The organism is Paenibacillus cisolokensis, assembly GCF_018403665.1.
GTDB lineage: Bacteria > Bacillota > Bacilli > Paenibacillales > Paenibacillaceae > Paenibacillus_AH > Paenibacillus_AH cisolokensis.
This window is the reverse complement of the sequence record NZ_BOVJ01000081.1, coordinates 52,416-70,501: the sequence shown is the minus strand read 5'-3', so window position 1 is coordinate 70,501 and position 18,086 is coordinate 52,416. Positions and strand designations below refer to the sequence as shown.

Annotated in this window: 15 protein-coding genes and 3 tRNA genes; 2 read left to right on the top strand and 16 right to left on the bottom strand. The window is 56.7% G+C overall.

Annotated features, from left to right (window positions below):
- A partial coding sequence (locus PACILC2_RS12400) for a hypothetical protein (protein ID WP_213529018.1) occupies window positions 1-273 on the top strand: 273 nt, incomplete at its 5' end.
- A 579-nt stretch (window positions 274-852) separates the two neighbouring features.
- Here PACILC2_RS12400 and PACILC2_RS12395 read toward each other — a convergent pair.
- The 4 genes from PACILC2_RS12395 to PACILC2_RS12380 all read right to left on the bottom strand — a co-directional run bounded on the left by PACILC2_RS12395 (window position 853) and on the right by PACILC2_RS12380 (window position 1,527).
- Window positions 853-941, bottom strand: a tRNA-Leu gene (locus PACILC2_RS12395).
- Between the two features lie 160 nt (window positions 942-1,101).
- Window positions 1,102-1,178 (bottom strand) — tRNA-Ile (locus tag PACILC2_RS12390).
- 23 nt (window positions 1,179-1,201) lie between these two features.
- Window positions 1,202-1,278: transfer RNA gene (locus PACILC2_RS12385), tRNA-Met, on the bottom strand.
- Window positions 1,279-1,362: 84 nt separating this feature from the next.
- Entirely contained in the window at window positions 1,363-1,527 is a 165-nt protein-coding gene (locus tag PACILC2_RS12380) for a hypothetical protein (RefSeq protein WP_201024081.1), read from the bottom strand.
- Between the two features lie 107 nt (window positions 1,528-1,634).
- Here PACILC2_RS12380 and PACILC2_RS12375 point away from each other — a divergent pair, with 107 nt between their 5' ends.
- Window positions 1,635-2,147: a 2'-5' RNA ligase family protein gene (locus PACILC2_RS12375; RefSeq protein ID WP_213529017.1), complete on the top strand. Its 513-nt coding sequence runs from the start codon at window positions 1,635-1,637 to the stop codon at window positions 2,145-2,147.
- A 128-nt stretch (window positions 2,148-2,275) separates the two neighbouring features.
- On the opposite strand, the gene PACILC2_RS12370 is transcribed toward PACILC2_RS12375, so the two are convergent.
- The 12 genes from PACILC2_RS12370 to PACILC2_RS26860 form a co-directional block, all read right to left on the bottom strand.
- Complete coding sequence (locus tag PACILC2_RS12370; RefSeq protein ID WP_213529016.1) at window positions 2,276-3,838, bottom strand: ABC transporter substrate-binding protein; 1,563 nt, start codon at window positions 3,836-3,838, stop codon at window positions 2,276-2,278.
- A 6-nt stretch (window positions 3,839-3,844) separates the two neighbouring features.
- Window positions 3,845-4,729: an ABC transporter ATP-binding protein gene (locus PACILC2_RS12365; protein ID WP_062492434.1), complete on the bottom strand. Its 885-nt coding sequence runs from the start codon at window positions 4,727-4,729 to the stop codon at window positions 3,845-3,847.
- A gap of 3 nt (window positions 4,730-4,732) precedes the next feature.
- On the bottom strand, window positions 4,733-7,645 hold the full coding sequence (locus tag PACILC2_RS12360; protein WP_213529015.1) for an ABC transporter permease: 2,913 nt from the start codon (window positions 7,643-7,645) through the stop codon (window positions 4,733-4,735).
- Between the two features lie 3 nt (window positions 7,646-7,648).
- Window positions 7,649-8,728, bottom strand: a complete 1,080-nt coding sequence (locus tag PACILC2_RS12355; protein WP_213529014.1) for an efflux RND transporter periplasmic adaptor subunit — start codon at window positions 8,726-8,728, stop codon at window positions 7,649-7,651.
- Window positions 8,694-9,356, bottom strand: a complete 663-nt coding sequence (locus PACILC2_RS12350) for an ABC transporter ATP-binding protein (protein WP_062496703.1) — start codon at window positions 9,354-9,356, stop codon at window positions 8,694-8,696. The genes PACILC2_RS12355 and PACILC2_RS12350 overlap by 35 nt, the downstream gene beginning before the upstream one ends.
- Window positions 9,357-11,501: 2,145 nt before the next feature.
- Complete coding sequence (locus tag PACILC2_RS12345) at window positions 11,502-12,335, bottom strand: alpha/beta hydrolase (RefSeq protein ID WP_244863469.1); 834 nt, start codon at window positions 12,333-12,335, stop codon at window positions 11,502-11,504.
- Window positions 12,332-13,279: an aldo/keto reductase gene (locus PACILC2_RS12340; RefSeq protein ID WP_062492430.1), complete on the bottom strand. Its 948-nt coding sequence runs from the start codon at window positions 13,277-13,279 to the stop codon at window positions 12,332-12,334. The genes PACILC2_RS12345 and PACILC2_RS12340 overlap by 4 nt, the downstream gene beginning before the upstream one ends.
- 30 nt (window positions 13,280-13,309) lie before the next feature.
- Entirely contained in the window at window positions 13,310-14,299 is a 990-nt protein-coding gene (locus PACILC2_RS12335; RefSeq protein WP_062492429.1) for a Gfo/Idh/MocA family protein, read from the bottom strand.
- Window positions 14,300-14,487: 188 nt separating this feature from the next.
- Entirely contained in the window at window positions 14,488-15,600 is a 1,113-nt protein-coding gene (locus tag PACILC2_RS12330; RefSeq protein WP_213529013.1) for an ABC transporter permease, read from the bottom strand.
- Window positions 15,600-16,544 carry an ABC transporter ATP-binding protein gene (locus tag PACILC2_RS12325; RefSeq protein ID WP_213529012.1) on the bottom strand — a complete coding sequence of 315 codons (945 nt, stop codon included), beginning with the start codon at window positions 16,542-16,544 and terminating at the stop codon, window positions 15,600-15,602. The genes PACILC2_RS12330 and PACILC2_RS12325 overlap by 1 nt, the downstream gene beginning before the upstream one ends.
- 109 nt (window positions 16,545-16,653) lie before the next feature.
- Window positions 16,654-17,763, bottom strand: coding sequence for an ABC transporter permease (locus PACILC2_RS12320; RefSeq protein ID WP_244863468.1), 1,110 nt, complete (start codon window positions 17,761-17,763; stop codon window positions 16,654-16,656).
- Window positions 17,747-18,082: an ABC-2 family transporter protein gene (locus PACILC2_RS26860; protein WP_244863467.1), complete on the bottom strand. Its 336-nt coding sequence runs from the start codon at window positions 18,080-18,082 to the stop codon at window positions 17,747-17,749. Before PACILC2_RS26860 ends, PACILC2_RS12320 begins: the two co-directional genes overlap by 17 nt.
- Window positions 18,083-18,086: the final 4 nt, after the last annotated feature.

The following is an 18,086-nucleotide window of genomic DNA, read 5'->3' as shown; positions in this document are numbered from 1 at the left end:
AAATTATGCAAAAGGCTCATATCAAAAAGCGTAAAGTCTGGAGGTTATTCTTTTATGGAAAATAATGAAGCAGAAGATCTGATAAAGAAAATTTTCGGCGATACGGAGCCAGTCAATGAAGACGGGAATGGAATTAGATACTTTACCTGTAAATGCGGCAGAATCGAACACAGAGAAACTATAGTCGATGGGATACCAACCATCACTTGCGAATGCGGAGAGATTTATTATACGGCTTCAGCGGTTCGATTAACGGAACAACAAAATAAATAACCATCTTGGGGGATGCTGAAACCAACTCTGCAACATTGCCATGAACGCTTTGCGTTCCTGTCAAAATTGCAGACCTGCCGCACCATCCCCCATACCCCCTTCACCTGAGAGGTTGAAGATTGAAAATAAATTGCGTTCCGAAAACTTCAGTTTTCGGGACGGCCAAGCGCTTCTCCGAAGCGAAGCGGAGGAAAGTGCGCGGTCAGGAAGTGCCGTAGCGTAGCGCGGCACAAATTAGTGGGGAAAAGTTTCTCTATATATAAGAAAACTTTCCCCACTTAAACCTGCCTGTCACGTTCAATGTCAATTCTGCTAAGCCTTGTGCCTTCTTGAAAAGAAGAAACCGATTAAAACAATCTTTCCAACCTGCATCCGTTGCATTGATACACGTTATCCGCTTTTGCGCAATAAAAACCCTCCTTCCAGCTTGTGATTAGCAAGCCAAAAAGAGGGATTTATCATGAATCCTGTGTATCAGTCAGGTACTACAGGACTTTTACATTTTAACGTTTTGATCAGCACAAAAATCATTCGTCCGGCGATTCGAAACGGCATGCCGTGACGGTTCTCGATGTTGCGTGGTGCCGAGGACGGGAATCGAACCCGTACGGTAGTCACCTACCCCAGGATTTTAAGTCCTGTGCGTCTGCCAGTTCCGCCACCCCGGCGCGGATGTGTAATGACGATACAGATATTAACATGCACCGTCACGCTTGTCAACGAAAAGCCAGGCATATTTTTCCGTTCGCAAAACAAAAACCGCACCGATCATATGCCGGCACGGCGATCTGAACGATTGCAGCGAACCAATAGCTCCTCAGAGTCCTGTGGTGGGCCCTGAGGGACTCGAACCCCCGACCAATCGGTTATGAGCCGACCGCTCTAACCAACTGAGCTAAGGGCCCCTGAAAGGACAAACATACATATATGGTTGCGGGGGCAGGATTTGAACCTGCGGCCTTCGGGTTATGAGCCCGACGAGCTACCGGACTGCTCCACCCCGCGTCATTTGGTCACAAAAATAAATATACAACATTCACTATAGCTTAGTCAATTGTTTTTTTAAATTTTTTTATGGCGGCGATGGCGTCAAGGAACGAAACGTACCCCGTAACGCCCTTTGCGGGAACGAAAAATTTCGATTTCCCTCGGCGATTCGTACCCGTAAATCCACCAGTCGTTCTCCATCCGCTTGACTACGCAACCGGCCTGAAATTTCGTTTCATACAGTCGCGCCCAATAAACCCACTTCATCCGCACAACTTTCCTTTCACGCTTTTCTTGTCATTAGATTGCCCCGAAGTCTGCAAAATCAAGCAAATCGTGTATAATAAAATTACCCGAACAGGAGGCTGATGCGTATGCAGTACGGCATTGCCATATTGCCGACCCGCGAAATACAGGAATTCGCGGACAGTTGGCGCAGAAGATACGATCCGTATTACGACAAAATCGTTCCTCACTTGACGGTCAGAGAGCGGGAGGAAATGGACGAAAGCCGGCTTGCCGAAGCCGTTCATCAACTGGAGCGGACCGTGGCCCGTTTCGCGCCTTTTTCGCTGCTCTTTAATCGGGTGTCCACCTTTTATCCGGTCACGAATACGTTGTATTTGGCTCCGGAACGCCCGGAGACGGTCATCGAGCTGCATCACGCGGTTTGCCAAGGCCCCTTGAGCCTGGAATCGCCGAAGTATGTGTATACTCCGCACATTACGATCGCTCAAGAGATGTCGCCCGACGAGCTTCACGACCTGTACGGACGCCTCCGCATGATGCGGTTCGATCTGAAAATGGACGTAAACGAAATTCATCTGTTCGAGCGGGCAGAAGACGGCCGCTGGTCGATTCGTCAATCGTTCGCGCTCGGCGGATAGCGGTTGGAGAGAGGTATGCGGCCGCGAACGGCTGTACGCCGTTGGCGGATATGCGCGGGAAGCGCGCCGCCCAAGCAGAAAGAGCCCTTAAATCGGCATTGCGCCGTTTAAGGGCTCCTCTTGTTCGGTTACTCGGTTTTTGCCTCTTCCGCCTCTTCCGCTTTCGTTTCAGGGACCGGCAATACTTCGACACCGCTGCTTTGCGTGTCTTTGCCGTTATTCGATTTGTTTTGCTTCAATCGTTGCAGCACTTCGTTGCCTTTCGTCTCCCACTCGGCAAGCGCCTCTTTAATGGTCTTGTTCCCTTGCAGCACTTCGTTGAACAATTGCTCGCCCGGCTGCTGCGCTTCCCAGATACCCGGAATTTCCCGGTAAAGTTTTTCCTGCTCCAAACTTTGCGGCGGCAGCGGCTTGAGCGAATAGAACGCCTGAATATTGTAGTCGAGACCGCCCTTCGGTTGCAGAAATTCTTTGCGGGCCACCATTTCGTACGTGCTGCGCGATTTCAGCTTCGCCCATTCCCTGCTGTTGCTGAATTTCACGAACTCCCATGCGTCGTCCGGATTTTGCGCGTTGGCGTTGACGCCCATCAATTGGCTCAAATAAACGTTCCCGCCGACTCCCGGCTTCTCCGGATGTTGGGGCACCGTGACGACGTCCCAATCGATCGCCTTGATGTCCTTGTTCGTCGCAGACATATCTTTCGCCCGAATCAGATCGTTAATATAACCGTAATCGGCAATGACCATGGCGACGCGGCCGTTCATGAAAAAGTCGTCGGAGTACGGTCTGTACCCATACGAGTCACCGCTTTTGTTCATTTCCTCCATCAGCGCGTTCAGATCTTCCTGCGTCGGCGTCAGTTTGTCTTTGTACAATTTTACGATGGTCTCCCATACCTTGGCCCAGCCTTCGGTATTGACCGTCATCCGTTCGCCCTTGTCGTCGAATATTTTCAGCTGCAGCGGCGATGCGTAGTTTTGCATGTCCCAGAACCCTTGATACGACCAGCGGCTCAGCATCAAACCGAACGTTCGCTCTTTTCCTTCCCCTTTGCTGACTTCTCGGGCTTTATTGATGACGTCCTCCCACATCATATTGTCCGTCGGCGGCTCGACTCCTGCCTTCTGGAAAATTTCCTTGTTATAGAAAAGCGCGGATGAGCTGAACGTCGGCGTCAGCGCATAAATGTTGCCTTCCCCTGCCTCCTTGATGCCGTCGATCACCGTCGGCACGTAATCGGACAGATCGAATTCATCCTGCTGGATCAGCGGATCGAGCTGCTTGAGCAAGTTGTCCTGCGTCAGCCGTTTCAGCATATTGTAGTCCAGCACGACGACATCGACCGGATTTTGTCCGGTCAGCAGCTTCTTGAACTCTTCATACGGATCTTTCTGCTCCTGCTCCTGGCCCGGCTGGGTATAGCGCATATCGTCGTAGTTGATCGCATAGGCGATTTCCAGATCGATATTGGGATGCGTAAATTCGAACGTATCGGTATACTGCTGGCGGAAATATTGCTCGTTGTCCGAACCGCCGTACAACACGCCGATCCGCAGCACACGGCGTTCGGCCGATTCCGTGCTTTCCCCTTTGCTGCATGCGGCGAGCAGCGGCATGAGCAGCATCAGCGCCATCAATCCCGCAGCCACTCTGCGAACAAGCGATTTGGAAACTCCATTCTTCTTCATAACCGTTTACCCCTCCAATGATTTCGGCTGCGAGATGATGATCCGCTCGCCGTCAAATTCGAGACTGGCCTTATCTTTAATTTTTAACGCCGCCAGATACTCTTTCGGAATTTGCAGCCGTCCGACTTTGTCGACGACGACATAAGCTTCGTGCACCTCATGAAGACCGCCGGCGGAAGACGGTATGCGTCCGTCCGCCGAGTCGAGGTTCGGATTGCGCTTAATAAATTCCGTGCTCGTCAAGCCGTCGCGGATGGCAACGACCCTGTCGACCTTGCCGGCCAGCGACAGGTCATGCGTTACGATCACGATGGTAACCCCGAGCTCCCGGTTCAGCCGCCGGAAAATATCCATAATGATGTCCGATGTCCGGGAATCGACCGACCCTGTCGGTTCGTCCGCAAGCAGCAGCTTGGGGCGGTTGGCGAGCGAGATCGCGATGGCCACCCGCTGCTGCTCGCCGCCGGACAGCTGATGCAGCTTGTTGTGCATCCGCTCCTTCAGCCCGACCCATTCCAGAAGCTGCTTCGCGTAGCTCCGGTCCAGATTTCCGGACAGCATCATCGGCATCTCCACATTTTCCAGCGCTGTCAGATAAGGCAGCAAATTGCGGGCATTGTTCTGCCAAATAAAGCCGACCGTGTCCCGCTTATATTCCACCAGCTGCTCCTCGGTAATTTTCAGCAAATCCCATTTGCCGACCTTCACCTGGCCGGCGGATGGGCGGTCGAGGCCGCCCAGAATGTTCAGCAACGTCGACTTGCCGCTGCCGCTGTTGCCGATAATAGCCATCATTTCGCCTTCGTCGACGGTCAAATTGAGGCCTTGCAGCGCTACGACCTCCAGATCGTCGGTTTTGAAAATTTTGACCAAGCCTTCGCAATAAATCACACGTTATCGCTCCTCTCCCATCTTGACCGCCTGATGGACGCGCAGCCTGCGGATATGCAGGAACAGCAGCACCGCGCCCAGCAGAATCATAAATCCGACTACCGCGTACAACTGGTTCGTATCCTGGGAGTCGAAGATAACCCTAAACGGCGGCACCGCATCCACGACGTTGTCCGTCGTCTGCAGAAACGGCAGGAAGAGCAGGCTGGTCACTTTGCCGATCGCCACGCCGAGAGCGATGGACAGACCGGCGGTAAAGATTTGCTCCAGCAGCAGCATCCCGGTCAGCTGCTTGCGGGACAGTCCCATCGCGCGGAGCACGCCGAACTGGACGACCCGGCCAGACAGGTTGAAAAACCAGAACAGCACGTAGCCGGTCAGCGAGACGATGACCGACACGAGAAACCCGAGGCTGAGAATGCCGAAAACGCCGCCTCTTGTCGGATGCTTGGACTGCGTAATCAACTCCGTGCGCGAATCCTGCACGGACGCGAGCTCGATGCCCTGGCTCTGCAGCTCCTCGATTATGGGAGCGACCAGCGCGCCCGGCTTCATCTTCAGCCACACCTCGTAAGGCTTGATCGGAAGCTGGTCGTAAATATAGTCCAGATTGGCGATGACGAACGGCGATTTGTCCGGATACTGGCTCGGCCAGTAAGGCAAAATGCCGACGATTCCGAACTCCAGCATCCCGTCGGCAAATCCGACTTCGATCTTGTCGCCGATCTTGAGCTGATATTTATCCGCCACGCCTTTCGGAATAATGGCCGCATGCTCGTAATAGCCGAGATTGCGCAAATAATAGAACGGATGGACCGGATACAGATCGTCGCGGAACCAGGCGACCTTGGCAAAATCGACATTGTCGATGCCCATCACCGTTCCTTGGCCGATCGACCTGCCGGCAATGACGATGTTGCCCTTGTCCTTGAGCACCCGCGCCGCCGCTTCCACGCCTTCGAGCTTGCGGAACAACTCGAACGGCGGCTCCGAATACAGGATGCGCGTCGGTACGCCCGGACTGCCGCCAGGGTTCCCGCCGCCGCCTCCTCCGCCACCGCCGCCTCCGGGAGCTCCGCCGGGATTGCCGGACCCTCCGCCCCCTGAATTGCCTCCGCCACCGCCGGGCGGTTGCGACGGCGGCAATTCAGGCGTTCCGTACCAGACCGTTTGGATGATGACGTCGGTTCCGTATTTATAGAGCGTCCGTTCCGTCGAGTTGAGATCGATCGTCCTGGCCGCCGAAGCGTTGTAAACGCCGAGACCGAGCGTCAGAATGAGCAAAATCATGATCGGATAATACGTTTTGGACGAACGGGACAGCTGCGTCAGCGTCAAATACAGCGGCACCGGCAAAAACTTGCGCCCGAGAAAATTGAACAGCTTCAGCAGCCACGGAAAGAGCCGCAAAAAGAACAGTCCGAGCGCGAAAATCGAAATCGCCGGCACGAAAAACAGAAACGGCTGCACATTCAGCTGGTCGGTCGTCATCCCGGTCGAGAACGTAATCATTTGCCGTTCGTTGAACAGATACCAGCCGTAGCCGGCGACGCCGAGCAGCAGCACGTCGAAAAACCAGCGCTGCCATACCGGCGCCCGGTCCGAACGGGCGAGCTCCTGCTTGTAATTGACGATCGAAGATCTGGCGTAAATGACCGCGGGAATAACGGTCGCGATCATCGCCAGCGCAACGGCCGAGACGCCGGCGATGATCGCTTCGGTCGAGAAGCCGACCGGAATCGACTTGCGGTTAACGAACTCGAGAAAGCCGTTCGCAGAACCGATGCTCTTCGCCATGAACCAGCCGAGCAGAGGGCCGGCAACGAGCGCGACGGCGCCGAGCAGCAATCCCTCCAGCGTGTAGATCCAAATGATTTGCTTCGTTCCGGCGCCGCGGCTGCGCAGCACCGCGATATCGCTGCGCTGCTTGTCAAGCGCCTGCCGCGCGTTCATTGCAATAAAGAAAAACACCATCGCGATCATCGGCGCAGCCAGCGTAAACAGCATCGTCTGCAGCTGCAGGCTCATTTTGCGGAACTCGTCGAGCGTCGAAGCGAACGATATTTCCACCTTCGTGTTTTGAAGCCTCTGGTACAGCTCCACGTTCAACCGCTCAAGCGTCTGTCTGAGCGGCGAAATCTGGCTCGTCTTGATTTCCCTCAGATCGAAAACGTAAAACCAGTTCGCGTTCGCGACAGGAATGCCCCGGCTGCCGAGCAAGCCGTCGACAAATACGCTTTCGCTTACTTGCAGCGTATTCATCAGACCTTCCATTCCCTGATACCAGAACGGATCGGTGTCGGAAAGCGGCTTAAAGGCGCCGACCACCTGGACGCGAAGCGTCAGGTCGAGTCCGCCGAAAACGGGATACTCATAGATGTCGCCTATATGCACGTCATTGCGGTACATCGCCTCTTCCATCATGACGACCTCGATCAGCCCGTCCTCGGACTCCGTGTCCGAAAACCAGCGGCCTTGCGTCAGCTCGACCTTGTCTTTCAATCCCGACATCGCCATCAGGGTCGCCTGACGGACGCGGCTTGCGTCGATTTTCGACGAATCTTCGGGAATGATTTCGGTGCCGCGGATGGAATAGCTGCGAACGAAAGTCTGATCGGGGAATCCGATCATCCCGGGTACGTCTTCTTGTATGTAGCGGTCCACTTCATCGAGCGCCGCGGCATCGGTCTTCGCGCCGCCCTGGGATTGGTAACGCATCAGCAGAGAACCGGCGGGCAGCCCCGTGCTCTTCTGCTTCAGCGACTCGGCGACGACGCGCTTCAAGGCCCCGTCCGCGTACATCGGAATGCTGGTGGCGAATGCCACCGCCATGACGAGGCCTGCCAGCGTGCTGAGCGTCAGCCATCGGGTGTTCCACATTTTGCGGAACAAAAAGCGAAAAAGCGGCAGTCCCATCGGCTATCGACCTACAACTTTCTGGCCGGGCGTCAATCCTTTAATAATTTCCACTTCCGTCGCGGTCTGCTGTCCGACCTCGACGTCGACTTCCCGTTTGCCGTTCTCGTCAACGACCTGCACATAAGTTCGCGAGCCCATGCTCCGCAAGGCGGACGGCGGAATGACGATCGCATTTTCCTTGCGGTTGACCACGATGCTGATCGAAAGCGGCGTTCCGCGCTGCACGCCTTTCGGCATTTTGTCCAGCGTCACGAGCAGGAAATCTTCCGGCCGTTCGGCATCGTTCTGCCCGCCCGTTCCGCCGTTGCCGCCGTTGCCGTTGCCGCCGTTCTCCGTATCGGGAACCGGAAGCTGCTTGATTTTACCGTTCACCTTGCCGGCATTGTTCAAATCGACAGTAACCGGCATCCCGACGGACACCTTCTCCAGATCATCCTTCGTCAGCTTAACCGCAGCCACCAGCTGCGATGTATCGGATATGACGGCGACCGGATCGTATGCCTTGATCAGATCCCCTTTCTTCACATTGACGGTCACGACCGTGCCCGAGATCGGAGCGGTCAGTTCGGCTTTGGCGATTTCCGCTTCCTGATCGGCAATCGCCTGCCGTTTTTCCTCGAAATTGATCACTTCCTGCTCGAAATCGACAGGGTCCATTTCGTCGCGCTTGCGCAGCGTTTCTTTCATCGCCGTCTCGTCGCGCCTGAACTGCAGCCGTTTCTGGCGCAGATCTTTCTCCAGATCCTCGACGTCGAGCCGCCCGATCACCTGTCCGGCCTTCACCGTGTCGCCGACCTTGACGTTCAGTTCCATCAGCCGCCTGCCGTCCAAAGTGAAAAACAACGTTTCTTCCTGCAGCGAGATCAGCTTGCCGGAAGCCGACACCCGCGTCTCCAGCGTCGTCGTCGTCACCTCGTATTCCGGCTTCTGCGAAATTTGCGGCGGCGTAATTTCGGGCAACACCTCCTCCTCTTGCTCTTTCGGCAGAAGCGAACAGCCGCTTGCGGCGACAAGCGATACCGCAAGCAGCACCGCCAATCGTTTTCTAGCTAATTTTTCCGTCCACCATTTCGTAGACATGGTCTGCTACCTCCAAAATCGTAGGATCGTGCGTCGTCATACAGATCGTCACTTGTTCGGTTCGAATGATGTTCTGGAAGACAGCCATAATTTGCGCCGCCATCTGGGAATCGAGCTCGGCAGTCGGTTCGTCGGCCAGCAACAGCCGCGGCTTGTGGGCAATCGCCTTGGCGATCGCGACCCGCTGCTGCTCCCCGCCGGACAGCTCGAACGGGCGATGCTTCATCCGTTTCTCCAGCCCGACAAGCTCCAGACAGCGGGCTGCCCGCTCCCTCCATTCGGAGCGGGGAGTGCCGGCCATGCGCATGGAAAGCTCGACATTTTCGAGCGCCGACAACATCGGCATAAGAGCGTATGCCTGGAATATAAACCCGATTTCCTTGCGGCGGATATGGGTCCGCTTGTCGTCGTTCATCTCATGAAACGGCAAATCGCCAAACCAGATTTCGCCTTTGGTCGGACGGTCGAGACCGCCGATCAAATTGAGCAGCGTCGTCTTGCCGGAGCCGGATCGTCCTTTGAGCATAATCAGTTTCCGGTACGGCAACTCCATATCGATTCCCTTTAATACATGCAGCGGCCGCCCGCCGACCTGGAACGTCCGCTCCACGCCGCTCACTCGCAATATCGGCTTGCGCGGCCCGCCGTCTTCGGCCGCTTCGGGCGACTTGTCCGCCCCCGAAGTCGTTCCGCCGGGAAGGACAGCGCCATTCTCCGCAACCGAAACCGGACGCGCGGATTCGCCGCTCGCCCCCTCCGTTTTTCCCCTGATCCTGGCGCTTCAGCCGTAACGGCACCTTTTTTCTCCAGTTCAAGCCCCATTTCATCGTCGATTGTTGCTCCTCCCCCTCATGTCGTCCTGCTTTCAACTTACGTTTCGGTCTATGAAACGCTCATTAGCAGATTCTAATAATTCTCATATACCTGTATAGACGGATGAAGACGAAAAAAAGTTACGTAATATTTGGAAATCATCATATAAAGATTTGCTAAAGCGGTTTTTGTCGAAGAAAGGGGAAATGAAGAGGATCAAAACCGAATGATTGCGACAGTTTTAAGGTCGGTAAACTTGATGCGGTAACTGCTATCGTCGGGAACATCCGAGTAAACAAGGTAAAACCAATCAGACGAAGGACGCTCAGGTACTTGTCTGTTGACATATCCTGTACCATATAAAACTTCCTTGCTGTTAACGGTTTTGATTACCTCATACTTTACAGAAACTCCATCAACAGCATTGCCATTTTCTAGCCACCCCTTCAAACTAGCGTTTTTTTAGTCGTCGACTTAGAGAACGAGTTGCTGCTGACCAAATATTTTCCGCCTGCAAGTTGTTCAATATTCCAATACAAACAGACCCGAAGATGCTGATTTCATTGTGCGTCAGAAATCGATGAACGGGGAAACGGATTAGCCCCTTGGCGATGTGGTACGCCCGATTCGAGATGACTTTTCGGGCAGACCGTGGTTGATGCCTATCAGCAAGGTCTGGAGAAGAAGCCTCTTTTCGACGTTCTTCATCAATCTCCGGCTCTCCGCCTAAACTCGATTGGAGCCCTCACGTTACCCGTCTGTCCGTTTCGTGCCTTTGATGAAGAAATCGCAAGAGTCAAGAACCGTTACATAGAAAGAGAACCGTGGCATGGAAACTGAAGAAAGTCGCGGCTGGCTCTGGAGAAGTATTTCAAACTCGTTCTAGTTGCACGTTGTACAATGAATTGGCCGGAAAAGAAGCTGCAGCGGCGGTTGGTTGCACAAAGTGCATTGAATTCGGCCGGAACGTCCGAAAGAGGGGCACAAATTCGATTTTAGTTGCACGTTGTACAATGAAATGGTCGAAAATGAAGCTGCAGCGGCGGGATAGTTGCACAAAGTGCATTGAATTCGGCCGGAACGTCCGAAAGAGAGGCACATATTCGATTTTAGCTGCACGTTGTACAATGAAATGGCTGAAAAAGAAGCTGCAGCGGCGGGATAGTTGCACAAAGTGCATTGAATTCGGCCGGAACGTCCGAAAGAGGGGCACATATTCGATTTTAGTTGCACGTTGTACAATGAAATGGTCGAAAATGAAGCTGCAGCGGCGGTTGGTTGCACAAAGTGCATTGAATTCGGCCGGAGCGTCCGAAAGAAGGGCACATATTCGATTTTAGTTGCATGTTGTACAATGAATTGGCCGAAAATGAAGCTACAGCGGCGGTTGGTTGCACAAAGTGCATTGAATTCGGCCGGAACGTCCGAAAGAGGGGCACATATTCGATTTTAGTTGCACGTTGTACAATGAATTGGCCGGAAAAGAAGCTACAGCGGCGGTTGGTTGCACAAAGTGCATTGAATTCGGCCGGAACGTCCGAAAGAGGGGCACATATTCGATTTTAGCTGCACGTTGTACAATGAATTGGCCGGAAAAGAAGCTACAGCGGCGGTTGGTTGCACAAAGTGCAATTATTTTACATTTACGGTCGGAATGCCAGAATGGAAAGTGCCTTTCGAGCAAAGGACAAAGGAGGACATAACTCTGACCGAACCTCAAACGGCCCTCCAAACGTTCCTCCAAACGTTCCTCCAAACGCTTCTCCAAGCGTTCCTCCAAACGCTTCTCCAATCGCCCCTCCAGCCGCTCCCCCAAACGGGCACCTCAAATAGCACCTCAAATAGCACCCAAAACGTCTCCCAAACGGACACCACAGACATCGTCGTAAAGCCATTGCCGCACAAAAAAGTCCGTTCGCCCCGATACGGACGAACGGACGAGTGCCGGCCGGTTGGCGCATCAAACGGGCGAGGACGCCGGCCAGCCGTTGCGCTTCAGCCAGATGGCGCACAGACCGGTCCACGTGCCGACATGCTCGTCATGCTCGGCGAGCCCGAGTCCGTGACGCCCCTGCTGGTACACATGCAGATCGAACGGCACGCCGTGCCGGCTGAGAGCGGCCGCCATCATCAGGCTGTTCTCGACGGCCACCGGATCGTCGGCCGTATGCCACAGGAAAGCGGGCGGCGTCTTCGCGCTTACCTGCGCCTCGCCGCTGAGCGATGCGGCCATATCCGGATCGGGCTCGGGACCGAGCAGATTGCGCAGCGATCCTTCGTGCCGGTAAGGTCCGCGCATCGTTATAACCGGATAGCAGAGAATCATCGCATCCGGCCGGCAGGATGCCCGGTCCGCCGGATCGGCCGCCCCGGGATCGCCGTCATCGAAGCGGGTGCCGGCCATCGCGGCCAAATGCCCGCCGGCGGAGAAGCCGAGCACCCCGATCCGCTGCGGATCGACGCCCCATTCCGCGGCCCGGCTGCGTACGGTGCGGATGGCCCGCTGCACATCGAGCAGGGCCGCCGGATAACGGTAAGGCGCAACCCGATAGCGCAGCACGAAAGCCGATATGCCCAAGCCGTTCAGCCAGCGCGCGATCGGCTCGCCTTCATGCGCAGCCCGGACGGCATAGCCGCCGCCGGGGCACACGACAATCGCTCCGCGCGGCGAACCCGAAGCGGCTCCGCTCTCCGCCAGAAAAGGCATGATGGCGGGACGGTCTTCGTCCCCATTTCCTTCGGCCAGCGGAGCGCCATCCGGCCACAACAGTTCCCAGGCCGCCACCGGATTCAAGCCGCTCCGTCCCGGTCGGCGGACAGATCGAGCCAGCGGATCTCCTCCGGCGTCAGCACGATATCCGCCGCTTCCCGGCACGAACGCAGCTCGGCTTCATTGCGCGGGCCGATAACCGCCCCGGTCGGATAAGGCTGATTCAGCACATAGGCGAGCGCAATCTGGATCGTCTCGCAGCCCTTCTCCTTTGCGAGCTGCTCGGCGCGCCGGTATCGCTCCCAGTTCGCGTCATTGTAGAATACCCGTACCAGATCCGCATTCGAGCGGTCTTCCGGCGTATAACGGCCGGTGAAGAAGCCGCGCGCCTGCGAAGACCACGAGAAAAGCGGCAGCCCGGTCCGGACATGCCAGGCGTGCATCTCGTCGTCCACGCTGACGCAATCGTGCCAGTACGGCTCCTTCGCTTTGGCCAGACTAAGATTCGGACTGTTGAACGAGAAGCCGATCAATCCGTGTTCCTCCGCGTACCGGTTCGCCTCCTCCAGCCGCTGCCACGTCCAGTTGGATGCGCCGAAAGCGTGGATGCGTCCCGCTTCGACATGCTCGTTCAGCGCCTCCAAAATATGGCCGACCGGTACATCCGGGTCGTCTCGATGGAGGGCGTACAGGTCGACATAGTCGGTGCGCAGCCTCTCCAGGCTGATCGCAAGCTCCTCGGCAATGGCGTCGCGGTTGACGCGCTTGCCCTTCTCGTTCGGATGAGCGCCTTTCGTCCAGATCAGAATGTCCTCGCGATTGTTGCGCTCCTCTATCCACATGCCGATCGCCTGCTCGCTTTTTCCGCCGCAGTAAATGAACGCCGTATCGATCGTATTGCCGCCGATGGCGACGAATGCGTCAAGGTTTTGGCTGACCAAGTCGTATATTTCGGGCGTAAAATAATCCGATCCCATAATGAGCGGAGCGACTTCCTGCTTTAACCCTTCGATTTTGACCGAACGCATAAGGGCTCCCCTTTCAGTGTTGGATTAGGTTTAGGAAATGACGACGCGCTCGCGCGTCTCTGCGGAACGAAGGCAGGCGTCGATGACCTTCATGTTGTTCACCGCGTCGGCCGGGCTGAAACGCTGCGGCTGCTCGCCCCACACGGTCCGGGCAAAATCGTCGGCCTGCAGCGCGTACTGGTCGAGCGTCTCCATCCGCTCCTCGCGCTCCCCGTCCTTCGCATACACCTTGAAATGCGGCTCGCCGATAAAGGCGGACGGCACCTCGATGCGTCCATCCGTGCCGAGCACTTCCAGCGTATTGCGGAATGCGGCCCACATCGCGCAATCGAACGTCAGGGCGACGCTGCCCGGAAATTCCACCAGACCGGACGCCATCATATCGACATGGTCATGCTCCGGAGACAACAGCGCATGGACCGTCGCCGCCTCCGGCTCGGCATCGAGCAGCAGTCTGGCGACGCTGATCGGATAGCAGCCGACATCGTAAATCGCGCCGCCGCCCCAGTCTTTGCGGAAGCGGACATTGCCTTTATGGCCTGCGCTGTTGAACGTGAAGGTGCTGTGAATGCCGCGAATATCGCCGATTTCGCCGGAGCGGATAATTTCCTTGATCCGGTCGTAGCGCGGATGATGCCGGTACATGAACGCTTCCGCCAGCACGACGCCGGCTTTGGCGCATTCGTCCGCCATCCGCTGCGCTTCCTCCGCGTTGAGCGCGATCGGTTTCTCGCAAAGCACATGCTTGCCGGCCTTCGCCGCGCGTATCGTCCACTCCATATGCAGATGGTTGGGCAGCGGAATGTAAACGGCATCAATTTCCGGATCGAGCAGCAGCTCCTCGTAGCTGCCGTACGCCTTCGGAATATCGAGCTCCTCGGCCGTCTCCCGCGCTTTGGACAGCTCGCGGCTCGCAATGGCCGCCACGACGCCCGTTTGCGAATGGCGAATGCCCGGAATCATCGCCCGCTTGGCGATTCCCGCGCAGCCGATAATGCCCCAGCGCAACGTTTTGCTCATACGAATCTCACAACCTCTCTCCCGTTTGCCTACATTATAAATCAGCGGAAGCGGCAAAGAAATAAAAGGGTTTTCATCGTTATGCAACAATATGAAATAATACGGAGCATGCGGCTGCGAACGCGAAGACAAAGCAAGACTGCCCCGAACGGACAGTCTTGCATGCGGGCGAGGACGCGCCAGGCGTCCTACGCTTTATTCCACTTGTACAGCCGCGACCCGATCAGAAAGGCCGTCAGCCCCCAGACCGCCATAATCCCCAGGTTGAGCCAGAAGTTCCCGCTCCCGATCCCGAAACCGTACACCATCGCATCCCGCAAGCCGTCCGCAAAATAAGTAAGCGGCAAAACATGCGAAATCGGCCGGATATATTCGGGCAGCGAGCCCAGATCGAAGAAAATGCCGCTCAGAAACATCATGAGAAAACTTGCCAGATTCGCGATGCCCATGTAGCTGTCCATCGACTTGCTGACAGCCGCGATCAGGAAGCCCATGCCGGCAAATGACAGCGTGCCGACCAAAAACACGAGCGCGAAGCCTAGCGGATCGACGTTGAGATGGGCGCCGAAGAACAGGACGCCGATCAACGTCAGCAGCGCAACCTGGATCAGGCTGAGCAGGAAGCGTACGGCCATGCTGCTGAGGCCGAACATCCGCAAGTCGACCGGCGCCAGAAACAGCCGCTTCAGCAGCCCGTTCCGGCGCATTTCGACCATGCCCATCATGCCGAACAAGCCGGACTGGGAGATGGCTAGCGCAATCATGCCCGTCATCAGAAAGTCGGTGTACGACAGCTTGTCGCTGCCGGCCGACACATATTCCGTCGCGATCGTCAACTGCGGTTCGACGCCTGCGGCCGCCAGGGAGGACTGCACGACCAGCTGGTTCAATATGCCGGATACCGCCTGCGCGGTTACCGAATTTTGCTTCTCCTTGTTCAGCAGCAGCTTGATCTCCCCGCCGGCTTCCGGCAGCGCGACGACCGCGTCGACCTCCTTGTCGATCAACCACTGCCGCGCTTCGTCCAGATTGGCCGGCTTCTCTTCGGTCTGCTCCAGCACATCCACATATCCGAGCGCCTCTTTGACCCCTGCGGCGGCCGGCGTGGACGCGCCTTCCACGACCGCAATCCGCGCGGAGAAATCGTCGCTGCCCGTTCTGCCGAATATGAGCAGGAAAATGACCAGCAGCAGCACCGGGTAAAAGATCGACCAAAACCAAACCTGCTTTTCGCGAAACGTCATCTTAAAGTGAGCGCCGAACAGCTTGCCGAACTGGCGAATCCCGGATTTGTTCCCCATCAGTCCCGCCACTCCTTTCCGGTGAAGGCGATGAAGACATCCTCCAGACTCATTTCCCGAATCGACACCTGCTCGACAGCAAGCCCTTCCTCATGGGTATAACGGAACAGCGCGTACAGCGTTTCTTCCGGATTCGCCGTCCATATGGTAAGCCGGTCCTGCTCGCGCTCAACCCGCACAGCCGCAGCGCCCATCCGGGCGGCGCCTTCGGCAGCCGCTGCCGCCCCCGCTCCGCCCGCGAACGTCAGCCGCACCTCGCGTTCGCGCGTCAGCCGTCCGATCAGCGCGCGCGGCGAATCGATCGCGATAACTTTCCCCTGATCGACGATGCAGACGCGGTCGCTCAGCTGCTCGGCTTCTTCCATGTAATGCGTCGTCAAAATGGTCGTTTTGCCGAGCGATTTCAGCTTGCGAACGATATCCCAAATGTTTCTGCGCGCCTGCGGATCGAGACCGGTCGTCGGCTCGTCGAGGAAGATCAGCTCCGGATCGTTGATCATCGAAAGGCCGATCGCGAGCCGCTGCTTCTGGCCGCCGGACAGCGTCTTGACCCGCTTGCCGCGATGCTCCGACAAATTGACCATCTCGATAATGTCTTCGATCGGCCGCCGCTTTTCGTAAAAGGAAGCAAATACGTCCAGATTTTCCTCGACGGTCAGCAGATCGAACAGCGCGCTCGACTGCGGCTGAACGCCGATTTTCATTTTGATCGCTTCCGTATCCTTGCCCCATTCCATGCCGAGAATCGAAATCGAGCCCCGGTCCGGTTTTTGCAGCCCTTCGATCATCTCCAGCGTCGTCGTCTTGCCTGCCCCGTTCGGGCCGATAATCGTAAACACTTCGCCCCGTTCGGCCGCGAAGCCGATACCGTCTACCGCTTTGACGGTGCCGAACGATTTGTGCAAATCCGTTACTTCAAGCACATAGTCGCTTTTCGTGCCCACACCGCTTTCACCCTTTCTTTATTTCTGTAATTCACTATAAAGGAAGGGGAAAGCCGGATGAACGGTCCGGAGAACGGAACAGGACTCCGTCTGCGGACGGATAGGCGAACTATTGCCGCAGCGCCAGCTGATTGCCGGATCCGTAGCGCCGGAGACCGGAGCGGAACAGAACGATGGCCAGCGCCATCAAAACGATCGCGGCCGCCGTCGCGCCTGCGACGAAACCGGGTCGCATGTCGCGCAGCAAGCCGATCGGAACATAGCTGACGAGACCGGCCGGCACCAGGGTAAACAGGACGATGCGGACGGCGCCTTTGAAAATGTCCGTCGGATAGGTCGTAATCGCGAGAAAGCCGTTGAACAGCTGATAGGCAAGCCCTTCGGCGTTGCCGATGAAAAAGGCGAGCGTGTTGGCGGCGAGTGTAAAAAACATAATAATCGCGCCCGCCAGCAGCAGCCCGAACCCGAACAGCAGCGCTCCGCGCAGCGAATGATCGCCGGCGATGCCGTAAACGGCAAACCCGAACAGCAAATCGCCGATCGCCGTCAAGGACATGCGGCTCGCCAACACGTTGAGCAGCACCGGCTTCGGCTGGGCCAGATAGACGTCGAGCTGCCCGGTTGCAATAATCGTCGCCAGCCGGTTGAAATTGCCGAACAGCACGTTCGCCCAGCCGAATCCGCCCGCGGTGACCGCCCACAGCATCATGATGTCGCTCAATTCCCAGCCGTTCACCGCGGGGAACCGGTGAAAGAAGAGACTCCAGAAAAACAGCCACATGAAATTGTTGATGAACATCATGCCGGCCGTCAGGAAGAAGCTCAGCCGAAATTCCATCGCACCCGCCAGATTGATTTTCCAGCACGTCAGCACGAAGCGCAGGACGCCGGCCGGGCGCCCGCGGCGGCTATCCGCCGTTTCCGGCGAGCCTTCGGCAGGCCCCGCTCCGGTATTCGCCGTTCGCGGCAAGCCTTCGGCAGACCCCGCTCCGGTACTCGCCGTTCGCGGCAAGCCTTCGGCGGTCCCCGCTCCGGTACTCGCCGTTCGCGGCAAGCCTTCGGCGGTCCCCGTTCCGGTACTTGCCATTTCCGGCGAGCCTTCGGCGGTCCCCGCTCCGGTACTCACCGTTTCCGGCGAGCCTTCGGCAGACCCCGCTCCGGTACTCGCCGTTCGAACCGGACCGCCGTGACAGCCGTCTCCGTTATCCGCCGTTGACATGAAGCCGCCTCACTCCTCTCCGGTAAATGAAAACCGCCAGCACCGCGAGCGCCAGCGTCCAGGCCGCCTGTACGGCCAAATAACGGGCAAGCGGGCTGCCCGCGAAATCCACCGCCGTTCTGGCCGGCATATACAGCACCGCCTGGAACGGCAGCCAGGCGCAAACACGCTGCAGCCAATCCGGCATCATATCGATCGGAAGCAGCATACCGCCGACGGTAAACTGCAGCTTCTGCAGCACGAACTCCAGCCCCCTCGTTTCCTCGACCCAGAAAGCGCAGAGCGCAACCGTTACATTGAGCAGGAATGCGACCGTCATTGCG

Coding starts and splice junctions, on each gene's coding strand:
- PACILC2_RS12330 (WP_213529013.1), bottom strand. CDS start 15,600: ATGGGGAACAAATCCGGGATTCGCCAGTTCGGCAAGCTGTTCGGCGCT.
- PACILC2_RS12340 (WP_062492430.1), bottom strand. CDS start 13,279: ATGCGTTCGGTCAAAATCGAAGGGTTAAAGCAGGAAGTCGCTCCGCTC.
- PACILC2_RS12380 (WP_201024081.1), bottom strand. CDS start 1,527: ATGAAGTGGGTTTATTGGGCGCGACTGTATGAAACGAAATTTCAGGCC.
- PACILC2_RS12335 (WP_062492429.1), bottom strand. CDS start 14,299: ATGAGCAAAACGTTGCGCTGGGGCATTATCGGCTGCGCGGGAATCGCC.
- PACILC2_RS12355 (WP_213529014.1), bottom strand. CDS start 8,728: ATGTCTACGAAATGGTGGACGGAAAAATTAGCTAGAAAACGATTGGCG.
- PACILC2_RS12320 (WP_244863468.1), bottom strand. CDS start 17,763: ATGTCAACGGCGGATAACGGAGACGGCTGTCACGGCGGTCCGGTTCGA.
- PACILC2_RS12370 (WP_213529016.1), bottom strand. CDS start 3,838: ATGAAGAAGAATGGAGTTTCCAAATCGCTTGTTCGCAGAGTGGCTGCG.
- PACILC2_RS12360 (WP_213529015.1), bottom strand. CDS start 7,645: ATGGGACTGCCGCTTTTTCGCTTTTTGTTCCGCAAAATGTGGAACACC.
- PACILC2_RS12375 (WP_213529017.1), top strand. CDS start 1,635: ATGCAGTACGGCATTGCCATATTGCCGACCCGCGAAATACAGGAATTC.
- PACILC2_RS26860 (WP_244863467.1), bottom strand. CDS start 18,082: ATGACGGTCGCATTCCTGCTCAATGTAACGGTTGCGCTCTGCGCTTTC.